Origin of the sequence: Microbacterium gallinarum (assembly GCF_014837165.1) — a bacterium.
Taxonomy (GTDB): Bacteria; Actinomycetota; Actinomycetes; order Actinomycetales; family Microbacteriaceae; genus Microbacterium; species Microbacterium gallinarum.
The window spans coordinates 25885-40583 of sequence record NZ_JACSPM010000006.1 but is presented as its reverse complement, the minus strand read 5'-3'; the positions used below and the strand labels follow the sequence as shown (position 1 = coordinate 40583).

General features: G+C 70.9%; 14 protein-coding genes. 9 read left to right on the top strand and 5 right to left on the bottom strand.

The window, feature by feature from the left end:
- Positions 1-136: 136 nt before the first annotated feature.
- Positions 137-976, top strand: a complete 840-nt coding sequence (locus tag H9622_RS14420) for an aldo/keto reductase (RefSeq protein WP_191767119.1) — start codon at positions 137-139, stop codon at positions 974-976.
- 10 nt (positions 977-986) lie between these two features.
- The gene (locus tag H9622_RS14415) at positions 987-2828 is read left to right on the top strand and encodes a thioredoxin domain-containing protein (RefSeq protein ID WP_191767118.1); all 1842 of its coding nucleotides are present in this window, start codon (positions 987-989) and stop codon (positions 2826-2828) included.
- Positions 2829-2832: 4 nt separating this feature from the next.
- Here H9622_RS14415 and H9622_RS14410 read toward each other — a convergent pair whose 3' ends face one another.
- A complete protein-coding gene (locus H9622_RS14410; RefSeq protein WP_318247132.1) occupies positions 2833-4491 on the bottom strand; it encodes a dolichyl-phosphate-mannose--protein mannosyltransferase in 1659 nt (552 codons plus the stop codon).
- 82 nt (positions 4492-4573) lie between these two features.
- Between H9622_RS14410 and H9622_RS14405 the strand changes: the two genes are divergently transcribed.
- From H9622_RS14405 to H9622_RS14385, 5 genes are read left to right on the top strand one after another with little or no spacing between them, the layout of a single operon-like run.
- Entirely contained in the window at positions 4574-5089 is a 516-nt protein-coding gene (locus H9622_RS14405) for a MarR family winged helix-turn-helix transcriptional regulator (protein WP_191767117.1), read from the top strand.
- 10 nt (positions 5090-5099) lie between these two features.
- The gene (gene rsmI / locus H9622_RS14400) at positions 5100-5918 is read left to right on the top strand and encodes a 16S rRNA (cytidine(1402)-2'-O)-methyltransferase (RefSeq protein WP_191767116.1); all 819 of its coding nucleotides are present in this window, start codon (positions 5100-5102) and stop codon (positions 5916-5918) included.
- A 49-nt stretch (positions 5919-5967) separates the two neighbouring features.
- Positions 5968-7548, top strand: a complete 1581-nt coding sequence (gene metG / locus H9622_RS14395) for a methionine--tRNA ligase (RefSeq protein ID WP_191767115.1) — start codon at positions 5968-5970, stop codon at positions 7546-7548.
- Positions 7548-8459 carry a TatD family hydrolase gene (locus H9622_RS14390; RefSeq protein ID WP_191767114.1) on the top strand — a complete coding sequence of 304 codons (912 nt, stop codon included), beginning with the start codon at positions 7548-7550 and terminating at the stop codon, positions 8457-8459. Before metG ends, H9622_RS14390 begins: the two co-directional genes overlap by 1 nt.
- 3 nt (positions 8460-8462) lie before the next feature.
- Entirely contained in the window at positions 8463-8984 is a 522-nt protein-coding gene (locus tag H9622_RS14385; protein WP_191767113.1) for an NUDIX hydrolase, read from the top strand.
- Positions 8985-8999: 15 nt separating this feature from the next.
- Here the strand turns inward: H9622_RS14385 and H9622_RS14380 are convergent, their stop codons facing one another.
- Positions 9000-9170, bottom strand: coding sequence for a hypothetical protein (locus H9622_RS14380; protein ID WP_225222148.1), 171 nt, complete (start codon positions 9168-9170; stop codon positions 9000-9002).
- 199 nt (positions 9171-9369) lie between these two features.
- On the opposite strand from H9622_RS14380, the gene H9622_RS14375 reads away from it, so the two are divergent.
- Complete coding sequence (locus H9622_RS14375; protein WP_191767111.1) at positions 9370-10722, top strand: RNA polymerase sigma factor; 1353 nt, start codon at positions 9370-9372, stop codon at positions 10720-10722.
- Complete coding sequence (locus H9622_RS14370; RefSeq protein ID WP_191767110.1) at positions 10719-11081, top strand: YciI family protein; 363 nt, start codon at positions 10719-10721, stop codon at positions 11079-11081. The genes H9622_RS14375 and H9622_RS14370 overlap by 4 nt, the downstream gene beginning before the upstream one ends.
- A gap of 123 nt (positions 11082-11204) precedes the next feature.
- On the opposite strand, the gene H9622_RS14365 is transcribed toward H9622_RS14370, so the two are convergent.
- Genes H9622_RS14365 through H9622_RS14355 form a run of 3 tightly spaced genes read right to left on the bottom strand, consistent with a single transcriptional unit; the run spans position 11205 to position 14652 of the window.
- The gene (locus tag H9622_RS14365) at positions 11205-11765 is read right to left on the bottom strand and encodes a GNAT family N-acetyltransferase (RefSeq protein WP_191767109.1); all 561 of its coding nucleotides are present in this window, start codon (positions 11763-11765) and stop codon (positions 11205-11207) included.
- Positions 11766-11778: 13 nt separating this feature from the next.
- The gene (locus H9622_RS14360) at positions 11779-13290 is read right to left on the bottom strand and encodes an HNH endonuclease signature motif containing protein (RefSeq protein ID WP_191767108.1); all 1512 of its coding nucleotides are present in this window, start codon (positions 13288-13290) and stop codon (positions 11779-11781) included.
- Between the two features lie 57 nt (positions 13291-13347).
- Positions 13348-14652, bottom strand: coding sequence for an MFS transporter (locus H9622_RS14355; protein ID WP_191767107.1), 1305 nt, complete (start codon positions 14650-14652; stop codon positions 13348-13350).
- Between the last annotated feature and the right edge of the window lie 47 nt (positions 14653-14699).

Here is a 14699-nt window from a genome sequence, read left to right as displayed (position 1 = left end):
CTGGCGCCGACCCGCCGTCGACCGAGTCAGGCGATTCGACCGGAACAGGCGGATTCTGCGCCGATCGGCCTGATCTCGTCTATTCGCCTGAGCTGGTCGCGGCCACGGGTGCTCCGGCGCTCGTAGGCTGGACGTCATGGCATCGACCCCCACTGTGAAGCTCAACGACGGCAACGAGATCCCGCAGCTCGGCTACGGCGTGTTCAAGGTTCCGGCGGACGACACCGAGCGAGCCGTCTCCGAGGCTCTCGAGGTCGGCTACCGGCACATCGACACCGCCGCCATCTACGGCAACGAGGAGGGCGTGGGTGCGGCGATCGCCGCCGGCGGCCTCGCGCGCGACGAGCTCTTCATCACCACCAAGCTCTGGAACGACCGCCACGACGGCGACGAGCCGCACGCCGCGATCCGCGAGAGCCTCGACAAGCTCAGCCTGGAGAAGGTCGACCTGTACCTCGTCCACTGGCCGACCCCCGCCGCCGACAACTACCTGCACGCCTGGGAGAAGATGATCGAGATCCGCGACGCGGGGCTCACGCGCTCCATCGGCGTCTCGAACCACCTCGTTCCCCACCTCGAGAAGATCGTCGGCGCGACCGGAGTGGTCCCCGCCGTCAACCAGATCGAGCTGCACCCCGCCTACCAGCAGCGTGAGATCACCGACTGGGCCGCCGCGAACGGCGTGAAGATCGAGTCGTGGGGTCCGCTCGGTCAGGGCAAGTACGACCTCTTCGGCGCAGAGCCCGTCGCGGCCGCCGCCGCGGCGCACGGCAAGACGCCCGCCCAGGCGGTGCTGCGCTGGCACCTGCAGAAGGGGTTCATCGTCTTCCCCAAGTCGGTGCGGCGCGAGCGACTCGAGGAGAACCTCGACGTGTTCGACTTCGAGCTCACCGAGGCCGAGATCGCGGCGATCGACGCGATGGAGCAGCCCGACGGCGCGGGTCGCGTGAGCGCCCACCCCGACGAGGTGAACTGACCGGATTGCCATGAACCCCCGTCTCGCGGAGTCCACGAGCCCGTATCTGCGTGCCCACGCGGGCAATCCGGTCTCGTGGTTCCCGTGGGGCGAGGAGGCGTTCGCCGAGGCGCGCGCCCGCGACGTGCCGGTGATGGTGTCGATCGGCTACTCGACCTGCCACTGGTGCCACGTCATGGCGCGGGAGTCGTTCGACGACCCGGCCGCCGCGTCCGAGGTCAATGCGGGCTTCGTGGCCGTGAAGGTCGACCGCGAGGAGCATCCCGAGGTCGACGCCGCCTACATGGCGGCCGCCGGCGCCTTCACCGCGAACCTGGGCTGGCCGCTGACCGTCTTCGCGACGCCGGAGGGCCGCCCGTTCTTCGCCGGCACCTACTTCCCGCCGCAGCCGCGCGGCGGCATGCCCGCCTTCCGGCAGGTGCTCGCCGCCGTGCGCGAGGCGTGGGAGGAGCGTCGCGATCAGATCGACGGCACCGCGGACGCGGTGGTGTCGGCGCTCGCCGAGGTGCGAGCCGGCGGGGGCGCGGCATCCGCTCTCCCCTCGATCGAACAGCTGGCAGACGCCGCCCGCGTGCTCGCCTCGCGGGAGGATCGCGAGTTCGGCGGATTCGGCGGTGCGGATCCGAGCGCCCCGAAGTTCCCCGTCGCGACGGCGCTGCGGTTCCTGCAGGCCCGCGCGGTGCGCGAGGCGGCGGCCGAGGCATCCGCTGTCGCCGACCGGGCGCTCGCCGCGATGGCGGCCTCACCGCTGCGCGACGACGTCGAGGGCGGGTTCTTCCGGTACGCCACGCGTCGCGACTGGTCGGTGCCGCACTACGAGCGGATGCTGACCGACAACGCCCAGCTGCTCGAGGTCGCCCTCGACGCGGGTGACGACGAGACGGCGCGCGGAGTCGCGGGATTCCTGCTCGACGTGCTGCAGCAGTCGAGCGGCGGGTTCGGCGCCGCGCAGGATTCGGAGTCGTGGATCGACGGCGCCCGTAGCGAGGGCGGCTACTACGCGCGGGATGCCGCGGCCCGCGGCGACCTCGAGCCTCCTGCCGTCGACGGCAAGGTCGTCACCGGGTGGAACGGCCTCGCGATCGGCGCGCTCGCTCGCGCCGGGGCGCGCCTGGGCGAACCGCGCTGGATCGAAGCGGCGCAGTGGGCCGCCGGCGCCGTGCTCGAGACGAACGTCACCGCGGACGGACGGCTCGTGCGCGCGTCGCTCGACGAGATCCCGTCGCGGGCGTCGGCGACCCTGGCCGACTACGGGCAGCTCGCCGGCGGCCTCGTGCGTCTGGCGCTCGCGACCGGTGACGTGGCCTACGCCGTGCGGGCGCGGGAGCTCGTCGCCGCGTGCGTCGCGCCCGACGGGTCCCTCACCGTGCCGGGCGGAGGAGACCCCGTGCTCGCCGCGCAGGGAGTCGGGGCACCGGATGCCGCGTCCGACGGCGACGAGCCGTCGGGGCCTGCGGCGCTGGCCGATGCCGCGCTCTCGCTGTGGATGCTGGGCGCCGGCGACGCGTGGCGCGAGGCCGCCGAGCGCGTCGTCGGAACGTACGCGTCCGCCGCGCTCGGCCAACCGCTCGCCTACGGTGCGCTGCTGCGCACGGCTGCCGCGCTCGTCGTGGCGCCGCGCCAGGTCGTGGTCGTGAGCGAGGAGGCGAGCGGGCCGCTCGCGACGGCGGCTCGCGGCATCCCTGCCGATGTCGTCGCCGTGGTCGCGCCCGCGCAGGCCGACGCGTTCGCCTCGGCCGGATTCTCGCTCTTCGAGGGCAAGGTGGCGCAGGGCGGCGTCGCCACGGCCTACGACTGCCGTGACTTCGCGTGCCGGCTGCCGGTGACCGACCCGGCCGATCTCTCCGGCTGAGCCGTCAGACCCAGGTCGGCAGCCAGTTGTGCAGCCGCCAGAAGTCGTACGGCACCGGCATCGCCGTGACGACCGGGTACCAGAACGCCGACAGCGCGAGGGCGACCACCAGGAACACGATGACGAGCCGCTGCCCGGTATGGCGGCGGTAGGCGTCGGCGTGCTGCGGGCCGGCGATGTCGCGCAGTGCGAAGGTGAGCGCGAGCAGCATGAACGGCAGCACCAGCACCGTGTAGAACTGGAAGATCGTGCGCTCGGGGTAGAACAGCCACGGCACGTACGTGACGCCGATGCCGGTGAGCACGAGGGCGTGGCGCCAGTCGCGCGCCACGACGAAGCGGTAGGCCAGGTAGATCACCGCGGCGACGCCGGCGTACCAGATGAGCGGGTTAGGGATGCTGGCCACGACCTCCGAGCAGCCGTTCGTGGCCGCGCAGCCGTCGACGCCCAGGGCGTCGTGGTGGTAATACATCCCGGTCGGGCGGACGAGCAGCGGCCACTGCCAGGCAGGGCTCGCGTAGGAGTGGCCCGATGTGATCTGCGAGGCGGAGGTGAACATCGTGACGTGGTCGAGCCACAGGCTCTGCAGCGACAGCGGCACCCACGACCACACGCCGGTCGCGGGGTCGGCGTCGGCGGCGTGGCGGCTGTAGCCGCCGTCGCTCAGCAGCCAGCCCGACCAGGAGGCGACGTACACCGCCACGGCGACCGGCACCAGCAGGAGGAAGGTCGCGACGCCCTGCCGGATCGCGTCGCTGGGCCAGAACAGCACGCCGGCCCGACGGCGCGCGAGGGCGTCGGTCACCACGAGGTACACGCCGAGTCCGGCGAGCACCCACACGCCCGACCATTTGACCGCGGATGCCGCGCCCAGCGCCACTCCCGCGGCGAGGATCCACGGCCGGTTCCACAGGATCGGACCCCACGCCGGCGGTTCGTCGCCGTCGTAGCGCGCGGCGACCGTCTGCGCGATGCGGGTCATCGTGCGTTCTCGGTCGAGCAGCACGAAGAGGAACGCGAGCAGCACGAAGAACATGAGGGGCGTGTCGAGCAGCGCGACGCGGCTCATCGAGATGGCGAGGCCGTCGACGGCCATGAGGAGGCCGGCGATGATCGCGAAGGTCGTCGAGCGCGTGAGCCGCTTCGCGATCACCATGAGCACGAGCACGGCCGCGGTGCCGAGAAGCGCGGTCGTGATGCGCCACCCCCACCCGTTCTCGGGACCGAGCACCATCATTCCGAGCGCGATGATCCACTTGCCGAGGGGAGGGTGGATGACGAACGCGGGATCGGTGGTGAAGATGTTCACGTCGCCGGCGAGGAACCGGGCGTTCGCCTCGGCGGGCCACGCGGCTTCGTATCCGAGCTGCGAGAGGGTCCAGGCGTCCTTCACGTAGTACGTCTCGTCGAACTGGTTCATCAGGTCGTGCGCGGCGGCGAGGTTCCACAGACGCAGGACGGCGGCGAGGAGCACGACGAGCGCAGGACCGAGCCACGCGTACAGGCGCCGCGCGCGCGGGTCGTCGGCGAGGCGCGAGGTGAAGCGCTCGTACAGGCTCGGCCGCACCGGGGGGAGCAGCGGTTCGGTGTGCGCGGCGACGTGCTCGGACCCGGCCGCCGGCTCGGCGGGCGGGTCGGCGTCCAGCCGGGCGGGGTGCGTCACCCGCACATTCTAGGAGTGCGCCACCTGGGGCTTTCGTGCACGGCATGCGCCCGGTGGACAGCACCGCTCGTATGATTCCTGCGTGGAGCACAACAGCGGTTATTGGTACGGCGAGGGCGCCGACGACCGCCGCCGGCGCGCGATCGAGCTGCTGCAGGCCTTCCGTCTCTACCGGGCAGCCGAGGTGGCGATGCGCCGACGCACGCGGGAGTCGATGGCGATGGGCGAGAACGACCTGCTCACCCTCCGGTACCTGCTCAAGGCGCAGCGCGAGGACCGCGTCGTGTCGCCGGCCGAGCTGGCGCGGTACCTCGCCGTGTCGACGGCGTCGGTGACGGCGATCATCGATCGGCTGGAGAAGTCCGACCACGTGCGCCGCGGCCCGCACCCGAGCGACCAGCGCCGGATCATGGTCACGCCGACGGTCGACACCGACGAGGAGGTGCGCCGCACGCTGGGGGCGATGCACAGCCGCATGCTGGAGGCGGTCATCGACCTGTCGCCCGAAGAGACGCGCATCGTGATCGACACGCTGGGCCGCCTGCAGGCCGCCGTGGACCAGGTGGAGCCCGTGCCCGACGACGTGCCCGCGCCGTAGGCTGGGGCGCGTGATCATCCTCGCGGCCACGCCGATCGGAAATCTCGGGGATGCCTCGCGGCGTCTCATCGAGGCCCTCCAGACCGCGACCGTCGTCGCCGCCGAGGACACCCGCACGACGCAGCGGCTGCTGGCGGCGCTCGGCGTCGAGAACCGTCCGCGGCTCATCGCACTGCACGACCACAACGAGAAGGACCGCGCGCCCGAGCTGGTCGAGCTGGCGCGCGATCGCGATGTGCTGGTGCTGAGCGACGCCGGTATGCCGACGGTGAGCGATCCGGGCTACGGTCTCGTCGCGGCTGCGGCGGCGGCGGGAGTGGTCGTCACCGCGATCCCCGGTCCGAGTGCCGTGCTCACGGCGCTCGCCGTCGCGGGGTTGCCGACGGATCGCTTCACGTTCGAGGGCTTCGTGCCGCGCAAACCCGGTGAGCGCGCCGGTGCGTTGCGTGCCCTCGCGAACGAGCCGCGCACGATGGTGTTCTTCGATGCGCCGACGCGCGTGGCCGCGACGCTCGCCGACATGGCGGCCGCGTTCGGCGCCGATCGTCGCGCGGCGGTCTGCCGTGAGCTGACGAAGCTGCACGAGGAGGTCGCACGCGGAACGCTGGACGAACTGGCCGCGTGGGCGGCGGATGGCGTGCGCGGTGAGCTGGTCATCGTCGTCGCGGGTGCCGCGCCGCGTGAGGTCGCGTTCCCGGACGCCGTGACGCAGGTTCTCGAGCTGGTGCGGTCCGGGACGAGATTGAAGGATGCCGCGGGCGAGGTGTCTGCGCACACGGGTCACTCCTCGCGCGAGCTGTACCAGGCGGCACTGGCCGTGCGAGGCTGACGATGTCACGAAGGCCGGGCCGCGGCATCCGCACGACTAGAATCCTCGGGTGACTTCCGGCCGCCAGTCCTTCTACATCACGACGCCGATCTACTATCCGAGCGACGTGCCCCACATCGGCCACGGCTACACGACCGTGGCCGTCGACACGCTCGCGCGCTGGCACCGCCAGGCGGGCGACGACACCTGGATGCTCACGGGCACCGATGAGCACGGCCAGAAGATGATGCGTGCGGCTTCGGCCAACGGTGTCACCCCGCAGGAGTGGGTCGACAAGCTCGTCACCGAGGCGTGGTTTCCGCTCCTCGAGACGCTCGACGTCGCCAACGACGACTTCATCCGCACGACGCAGCCGCGCCACGAGGAGCGCGTGCAGCAGTTCGTGCAGGCGATCTACGACCGCGGCTACATCTACGCGGGCGAGTACGAGGCGCTCTACTGCGTCGGCTGCGAGGAGTTCAAGCCCGAGTCCGAGATCGTCGACGGCACCGGTCCCTTCGAGGGGCTGAAGGTCTGCGCCATCCACTCCAAGCCGCTCGAGCTGCTGCAGGAGAAGAACTACTTCTTCAAGCTCAGCGAGTTCCAGGACAAGCTCCTCGAGCTCTATTCGAGCGTGCCCGACTTCGTGCGCCCCGAGTCGGCCCGCAACGAGGTCGTGTCGTTCGTGAAGAACGGGTTGAAGGACCTGTCGATCTCGCGTTCGGCGTTCGACTGGGGCATCCCGCTTCCGTGGGACGAGTCTCACGTCATCTACGTGTGGGTCGACGCCCTCCTGAACTACGCCACGGCGATCGGCTACGGCACGGACCCCGAGGAGTTCGCCCGTCGCTGGCCGGCGTACCACATCGTCGGCAAGGACATCCTGCGCTTCCACGCCGTCATCTGGCCGGCGATGCTGATGGCCGCAGGACTCGAGGTGCCGCGCGGCGTGTTCGCGCACGGCTGGCTGCTCGTCGGCGGCGAGAAGATGTCGAAGTCGAAGCTCACCGGCATCGCGCCGACCGAGATCACCGACGTGTTCGGCTCGGACGCCTACCGCTTCTACTTCCTGTCGGCGATCGCGTTCGGCCAGGACGGGTCGTTCTCCTGGGAGGACCTGTCGGCCCGCTATCAGGCCGAGCTCGCGAACGGCTTCGGAAATCTCGCGTCGCGCACGACGGCGATGGTCGAGCGCTACTTCGAGGGCGTCGTGCCCCCGGCGGCCGAGTACTCCGAGGCCGATCTGCACATCCAGAAGACGGTGGCGGATGCCGCAGCCGCGGCCGATGCGGCGATGGAGCGGTTCCGCATCGACGAGGCGATCAGCTCGATCTGGACGATCGTCGACGCGCTGAACCTGTACATCACCGAGAACGAGCCGTGGGCGCTGGCCAAGGACGAGGCGCAGCGCACGCGCCTCGGCACCGTGCTCTACACGGCCGCCGAGGGTCTGCGTGCGCTCGCGGTGCTGCTCTCGCCCGTGATGCCCGAGTCGACGGAGAAGCTCTGGATCGCGCTCGGCGCCGCGGAGTCGATCGGTCGTCTGCACGACCAGCCGATCCGTGAGGCCGGCGCCTGGGGCGTGCTGAAGCCCGGCACGTCGGTGAACGGGCTCGCGCCGCTGTTCCCGCGTGTGGAGCAGTCGGTCTGATGTCGTCGCCTGCGGTGCCGTACCCGGCGGAGGGCGCGGATCCGTCGCAGTACGTCCGCACCCGCGAGAAGGGCACGCGCGACGTGAGCTATCCCGCGCCGCCCGAGCCGCTCGCCGTTCCGGCGTACGACAACCACGCGCACCTCGAGATCGAGGACGGCGTCGGGCTGTCGCTCGACGAACAGCTCTCGCGGGCCGACGAGGTGGGCGTGATCGGCGTCGTGCAGGCCGGCGGGGACATCGAGTCGAGCCGCTGGTCGGCGTGGGCCGCGGCATCCCACCCCCGTGTTCTCGCTGCGGTCGCGATCCATCCGAACGAGGCACCGGCGTACGAGGCGGCCGGGCGGCTGGATGAGGCGATCGCCGTGATCGACGAACTGGCCGCGCAGCCGCGCGTGCGTGCGATCGGCGAGACGGGGCTGGACTTCTTCCGCACGGCGGAGGACGGCGTGCCTGCGCAGTTCCGTTCGTTCGAGGCGCACATCGCGTTGGCGAAGAAGCACGGCCTCGCGATGCAGATCCACGATCGTGACGCTCACGACGCCGTGCTCGAGACGCTGGAGCGGGTGGAGGCGCCGGAGCGCACCGTGTTCCACTGCTTCTCGGGCGATGAGGCGATGGCGCGCATCGCGGGGGAGCGCGGCTACTACCTGTCGTTCGCCGGCAACGTGACGTTCAAGAACGCGCAGAATCTGCGGGATGCGCTGGCTGTGATCCCGCGAGATCGGATTCTGGTCGAGACGGATGCTCCGTTCCTCACGCCCGTGCCCCATCGCGGGCGCCCGAACGCGCCGTACCTGATCCCCGTGACGCTGCGGTTCATGTCCGAAGAGCTCGGGGTAGACGTGGACGAGCTGTGCGCGCAGGTCGCCGCGAACACGCTCGAGGTGTACGGCTCGTTCGAGGATTGATCCGTGGACGGTGAACTGTGGGATCTGACGGATGCCGCGGGCAACCCCACCGGTGAGCGGTTCCGTCGCGGTGATCCGGACTTTCCGTCGGGCGTCTTCCACGTCGTTGCGTCGGTGTGCGTCGTGCGGGGTGACGGTCTCGTGCTCATGACGAAGCGAGCCGCGATGAAGGACTGGCCGCTGTGCTGGGAGTTCCCGGCGGGCAGTGCGCTGTCGGGTGAGTCGAGTGCCGAGGGTGCCGTGCGGGAACTCGAGGAGGAAGCGGGGGTGCGCGTCGGCGTCGACGAGCTGGAGTTCGTCGGTCGTCTGGTCGAGCGGCAGGCGCTGTTCGATCTGTACGTCGCGCGGGTGGCGGGTGATCCCGTGCTGACGCTGGATCCGGATGAGGTGTGCGAGAGCGCCTGGGTCCCGTTCGCGGAGGCGCTGCAGCGGGGCGCGGCGGGCGGAGACATGGCCGGCCCGTGGGTGCCGCGCCTGGCGCAGCTCGGCGCGCGCCTCGGCGAGCTGGTGGCTGCGGACGGCTGATCCGACCCCGTTCAGTCAGCCGCCGATGCGGATGCCGACCCCGGCGGGGATCGACAGGAGGAACTCGCTCAGGTTCGTCCAGAAGGCGTGCCGGCGCGCTGTACGCGCCCGGCGGCGCTCCCGCCGGGCCTCGCGGATCCGATCGGCGTACTCGCGCGCGTCGTCGGCGGTCATCGTGCTGTACATGGGGTGCCGTCACCTCTCGTCGTGGCCGATCCGGTGATCCGCCTCTCTCATGCCACGAACGGCGACGGCGCGATTCGACACGTGCGCCGGATCGCGGGTTCTTGGACTTTTCCTCCGCGGCGGTGTCGAATCGGACGAGGTCCGATCGTCGATCTGGTGAGGGTCGCGATCGTGCGATCACGGAGTGGAGAGGTCGGTCATGGTCCGCAGCGAGCCGGCGACGGAGTCGGGCCCTGATCCCGCGCGCGAGCCGGCGGGGGATCGGGCGTTGACCCGGCGCGCCGACGTCGCGGCGGCGATCGCGTCGACCCACCGGAGCGAGTGGGCACGCGTGGTCGCCGGCCTCGCGCGTCGCTTCGGAGACCTCGACATCGCCGAGGAGACGGCGGCCGAGGCCTTCGCCGTCGCGGTCGAGCGGTGGCCGGTCGACGGCGTGCCGCCCAACCCCGGCGCCTGGATCACCACTACGGCGTATCGCAAGGCCATCGACCGGTTGCGGCGTGAGGCTCGGCGAGACGACCTGCACTGGGAGGCGCTCATGCTCGCCGACGATTCGGACGCCGACGACGTCGGCGCGATCGAGGACGACCGGCTGCGACTGGTGTACGTGTGCTGCCATCCGGTGCTGCCGATCGAGGCGCGCGTCGCGCTCACCCTGCGCATCGTCGGCGGGCTCACGGTGACCGAGATCGCCCGTGCCTTCCTCGTTCGCGAAACCACCATGGGGCAGCGGCTGAGTCGCGCCAAGGCCCGGATCCGTGCGGCCCGGGTGCCCTTCGCGATGCCTGAGCGGGGCGATCTGGCCGAGCGCACCGACAGCGTGCTGACGGTGCTCTACCTGATCTTCAACGAGGGGTATCTGGCCACCGATCACGAGTCCGGCCCGCTTCGGCCGGATCTCACGGGCGAAGCGATCCGGCTCACGCGGCTCGTGCGCGACCTGCTCCCGCCCGACTCGGGTGACCGCGCCGAGGCGACCGGCCTGCTCGCGCTCATGCTGCTGACCGAGTCCCGTGCCGCCGCCCGCGTCTCGGCGGAGGGCGCATTGGTGCGCCTCGACGAGCAGGACCGCGGAGCGTGGGACCGCGCGTTGATCGACGAGGGCCTCGCTCTCGTGCGCGAGCGCGTCGATGCCGAGGCCCGCGGGGACGGCCCGATGCGCCGCTACCAGCTGCTGTCGGCGATCAACGCCGTCCACGCGTCTACCGCGCACGCTCGCGACACCGACTGGGCGCGCATCGTGGCGCTGTACGACGCCCTGGAGCGCGTGGACCCGAGCCCGGTCGTGACGCTCAACAAGGCGATCGCCGTGTCGGAGTACGACTCGCCGCAGGTCGCTCTCGCGATGGTCGAGCGTCTGGGCGGCGCGCTGGACCGCCACCACGGCTTCCACACGGCACGAGCGGAACTGCTCGCCCGCGTGGGCCGGTCGGACGACGCGCTCGTCGCCTACGACCGCGCCATCACGCTCGCAGCGAACTCCGCCGAGGCCGCGCACCTGATCCGTCGCCGCAGCGACCTGCGGCACCGCATCGAAGGAGAGACACCATGACCACTCAGCAGTACCTCGTACTCCACCTCACTGACGCCGATGGCTCGGCCCTTGCCGAGGGCGAGGACCGTCGCATGCTCGAGTCGTGGGCGGACGAAGGGGTCGAGGCCGGCACAGTCGGGCTCGGGAGCCCGGTCGCCGGGCGGGATCGCGCCAAGTCGGTCGTCGTCCGCGACGGGCGCACGATCGTGACGGACGGGCCGTTCCCCGAGTTCAAGGAGTGGTTCGCCGGCTACGACATCCTCGAGGCGGAGTCCATCGAGCAGGCGGCGGCGTACATGGCGAAGCATCCCACGGCCCTCGCAGGGCGCGTCCTGATCCTGCCCACCGTCGAACACTCCTGGGAGACGGACGACTGAGCTGCGGCTGCGCAAGCAGCGGCGTCCCTCGTACCTCACGCGAGCGTCCGGTGACCTCGCGCTGACGAAGATTCGAGTGAGGGTCGCGAGAGTGCGTGGACTCGGTTCGCGGCAGCGGGTCGGCTAGGGGGTTCTCGGCGGAGCGAGCAGCGGCAGGGGAGTGATGTTCGGAGCCGGATCGGTGGCCAGTCGTGCGTGGCGTTCGACGTCGTACCGCTGGTCGCCGTACCGGAGCTTCTGACGCTCGATGCCTTCGGCTGCGAAGCCCGCCCGCGTTGCGACTCGGCATGAGGCGGGGTTGTTCACTCGGTGGCCGAGTTCGAGTCGGAAGATCCCGTCGGCGAACGCGCAGGTGCTGACCGAGACGAGTGCTCGAGTGGCCAGTCCGCGGCCGCGGGCGGAGTTCACCAGCCAGTAGTAGGCCCACGCGGTGTCGTGTCGTCGTTCGATCGCAGAGAGCCCGACGTTCCCGACCGCGGTGCCGTCGTCGATGATCGCCCATATGCGGGTTCGCTCGTCGGATCGCAGGTGCGTCTCGATGAACTCGCGGGCTCGTTCGATCGTGCCGAGGTCTGCCCCGCCGGTCTGCGTTGAGAGGTCGGGGGTGGATGCGAACGCTGCATGCAGTGCCTCCGCATCGCTCGCCCGCCACGGGCGGAGGTGGGTCACGGTGAGATCGGGCATCCCTTCGACCCTCTCACGCGGCTGCGGGGCGGAAGCGTCGGGGAGGTGGGGAGAGGTCGGCCCACGCGTAGCGGAGGGCCAGGCGAGGACGCAGCGCGATCGGGTGTCCCCGACCGGGCGGGGGATGCAGCATGAAGTCCGCGCGCCCTTCTCGGGTGATCCGCCAGCCGCCGTGATGCAGCTCCATGTGATGGAAACGGCAGAGCAGGATCCCACGATCGATGTCGGTGCGACCGCCGCCGGCGTACGGGTCGATGTGATGCGCCTCGCAGTACGAGGCGGGACGGTCGCATCCGCGCCACCGGCATCCGCCGTCGCGGGCCGCGAGCGCGATGCGCTGCTTCGGCGTGAAGAGTCGAGCTTCTCTTCCCACGTCGAGCGGGTTCCCGACGCCGTCGATGGTGCAGGTCACGGAACCGCTGTCGCACGCATGCTGCGACATGAGCCAGGCGGGCAGGGCTGTCTGGTCGTCTTCGATGAGACCCACCGCGGGCGCTCCTGCCGTCGCCGCGGCGAGCGACGGATCGGCGATCACCACCCGCACGCCAGCCTGACGCGTGCCGAAGACCTCCTTCCCGTCGGCGAGCGCACCCGCGCGGAAGACATCGAGCAGCAGGTCGTACGCGAGCTGATCGTTCGTGCGCGGGTCTGCGACCAGGGCGTCGGCGTCGGCTTTCTCCTCGGGATCCACGAATCTCGGGCCGCCGCGTCGCGGCCGCAGGGCGGCGTCGAGCACCGTCTGCGCCCACGCTCCGCCGAAGTCGTCGAACACGATCGACCCGCGACGCACACCCTCGGCGTCGCGCCACAGCCGGAACGAGCGCGCGTCGAACCTCTCGTCGAACCGTCTCTGGGCGCCTTCGGGATCGAGCTGATCGCGCACCGTGCGGGCCGTGCGACCGAGCTCTTCCACGGTGCGCTCCCGCGCCTCGTCGATGAGCTGCTCGGCTGCCACCGTCCACGCCTCACGGGCGGCCCGCGCCGCGACGTCGTCGTCGCCGAACGCCGGCGGCTCACCCAGGCCGCGATAGATGGCGTCGTGCTGAGCCGAACCGATCACGCCCGCAAGGAGCGCACGCCCGAGCGGGGCATGCCAGGGTTCTGGCCCCGCGCCGCCGTCGCGCGGATCAGTCGGGGCCGCGGCATCCGTCACCGCCTCCTCCCCAACCGGATCGAGACCCGCCGCGGAGCGCAGCGACTCGCCGAGCCGGACGTGCCTCACCGCCTCGGCCCGGGTCGCGCCGGTGATCTCCTGGATGAGCGTGGCGGGGGAGCGATGGCCTCGCCGCTGGGCGAGTCCGTCGTGGCCCGCTTCGCGCGCGGATCGTGCCGCCGCGACGCCGGCGGCGGCGATGCGAACCTTCTCGCCGGCGCGCACGAACTCGGTGGCCGCGGCGATCACCGCGACGATGTCGTCATCGTCGAGCCGGTCGAGCACGACGGGAAGCCGCTCGGGACGGAGGTCGCCTCCGAGGACCTCGCGCAGCAGAGCGAGCCGCTGATCGAGATCGGAGAAGAACGCCATAGTTCATACTGACATCCCCCTCTGACATTCGAACAAAAAGCCAATGGAGCGACCGGGTCAGTCAGGCAGCGGCATCCCACCCGCACCCGGCTCGCCCTCGGCCTCGACCACGGCCACGGACCCCTCGTCGAGCACCGGCTTGGCGGCGGCGATGTGCGAGATGGAGCGCCAGACCAGCGCGAGCGTGATCAGCGACCCTGCGAAGGCGAACCACCAGGGCGCCGTCAGTCCGAACAGCTGGGCCAGGACACCGCCGATGAACTGCCCGATCACCAGCCCGCCGAAGACGCCGACCATGTTGACCGACGCGATGCGTCCCTGCAGTTCGATCGGCACGAGGCGCTGGCGCACCGTGGTCGAGATCGTCGCCCAGATGAACGCATAGAGCCCGAAGCCGAACATGATGACGAAGGCGACGACGGGCGACGTCGTCAGGGCGAAGCCGAGGTGCATGAGCACTTCCAGCGAGAGGCAGACTCGCATGAGCGTCGAGAACGAGACCCGCTTCTCGAGCCAGCCGAACGCGAAGATCGCGATGAATCCGCCGAGGGCGGACGCGGTGGTCAGCGCTCCGTAGCCGACCGGGCCCATGCCGAGGTACTCCGTCGCGTACAGCACCAGGATTCCCCACGGCGCCGCCCACGTGATGTTGAACACCAGGATGATCACGATGAGGGTGCGGACCGGCGCATTGTGGCGGAGCCATCGCAGCCCCTCGCGGATCGCGTGCATCTTCGACTCGGAATCGGATTCCGGATGCTCGGGAACCGGCGTGCGCGCGATGCGTGAGATGAGCACCACCGCCAGCGCCACGCACAGCACCTGCAGGACGAACGGCCAGAACGAGCCGACGGCGAACAGGAAGGCGCCCAGTGGGGGACCGGCGAGCTGGTTGGCCACGAGGAAGCCCGCCTGCATGCGCGCATTGCCGATGCCGAGGTCGGCGGGCCTGACGAGCATCGGGAGCAGCGTGCTGCCCGCCGAGTCGGCGAACACCTCCGCGGTGCCGTAGAGGAAGGCGGTGGCCAGCACGATCCACACGTTCGCGTACCCGGTCACCAGGAAAGCCACGAGGCCGGCGACGATCACGGCGCGCGTCGCGTTCGCGATGATGACGAGGCGCCGGCGGTCGTGGTGGTCGGCGACGGCCCCCGCGAGCAGGCCGAAGAGGAGCCACGGCAGGTACTGCAGCATGGCTCCCGCGGCGACCAGGATCGGCGACGAGGTGAGTGAGGCGATCAGCAGCGGCGCGGCTGCGAGCGCGATGCCGTCGCCGAGGTTGCTGGTCCACGAGGACGCGAGGAGCCAGCGGAAGTCGCGGCCCATCCGGCGGGGTGCGACGAGGTCGCCGAGCGAAGGCATCCCACGATCCTACGAGCGCCTCCGCAGGCACGCGACCTCACACTACG

Excerpts from the sequence above, each read along its gene's own strand:
- H9622_RS14420 (WP_191767119.1), top strand. The coding sequence starts at position 137 with ATGGCATCGACCCCCACTGTGAAGCTCAACGACGGCAACGAGATCCCG.
- H9622_RS14415 (WP_191767118.1), top strand. The coding sequence starts at position 987 with ATGAACCCCCGTCTCGCGGAGTCCACGAGCCCGTATCTGCGTGCCCAC.
- H9622_RS14390 (WP_191767114.1), top strand. The coding sequence starts at position 7,548 with ATGTCGTCGCCTGCGGTGCCGTACCCGGCGGAGGGCGCGGATCCGTCG.
- H9622_RS14380 (WP_225222148.1), bottom strand. The coding sequence starts at position 9,170 with ATGTACAGCACGATGACCGCCGACGACGCGCGCGAGTACGCCGATCGG.
- H9622_RS14375 (WP_191767111.1), top strand. The coding sequence starts at position 9,370 with ATGGTCCGCAGCGAGCCGGCGACGGAGTCGGGCCCTGATCCCGCGCGC.
- H9622_RS14370 (WP_191767110.1), top strand. The coding sequence starts at position 10,719 with ATGACCACTCAGCAGTACCTCGTACTCCACCTCACTGACGCCGATGGC.
- H9622_RS14365 (WP_191767109.1), bottom strand. The coding sequence starts at position 11,765 with ATGCCCGATCTCACCGTGACCCACCTCCGCCCGTGGCGGGCGAGCGAT.
- H9622_RS14360 (WP_191767108.1), bottom strand. The coding sequence starts at position 13,290 with ATGGCGTTCTTCTCCGATCTCGATCAGCGGCTCGCTCTGCTGCGCGAG.
- H9622_RS14355 (WP_191767107.1), bottom strand. The coding sequence starts at position 14,652 with ATGCCTTCGCTCGGCGACCTCGTCGCACCCCGCCGGATGGGCCGCGAC.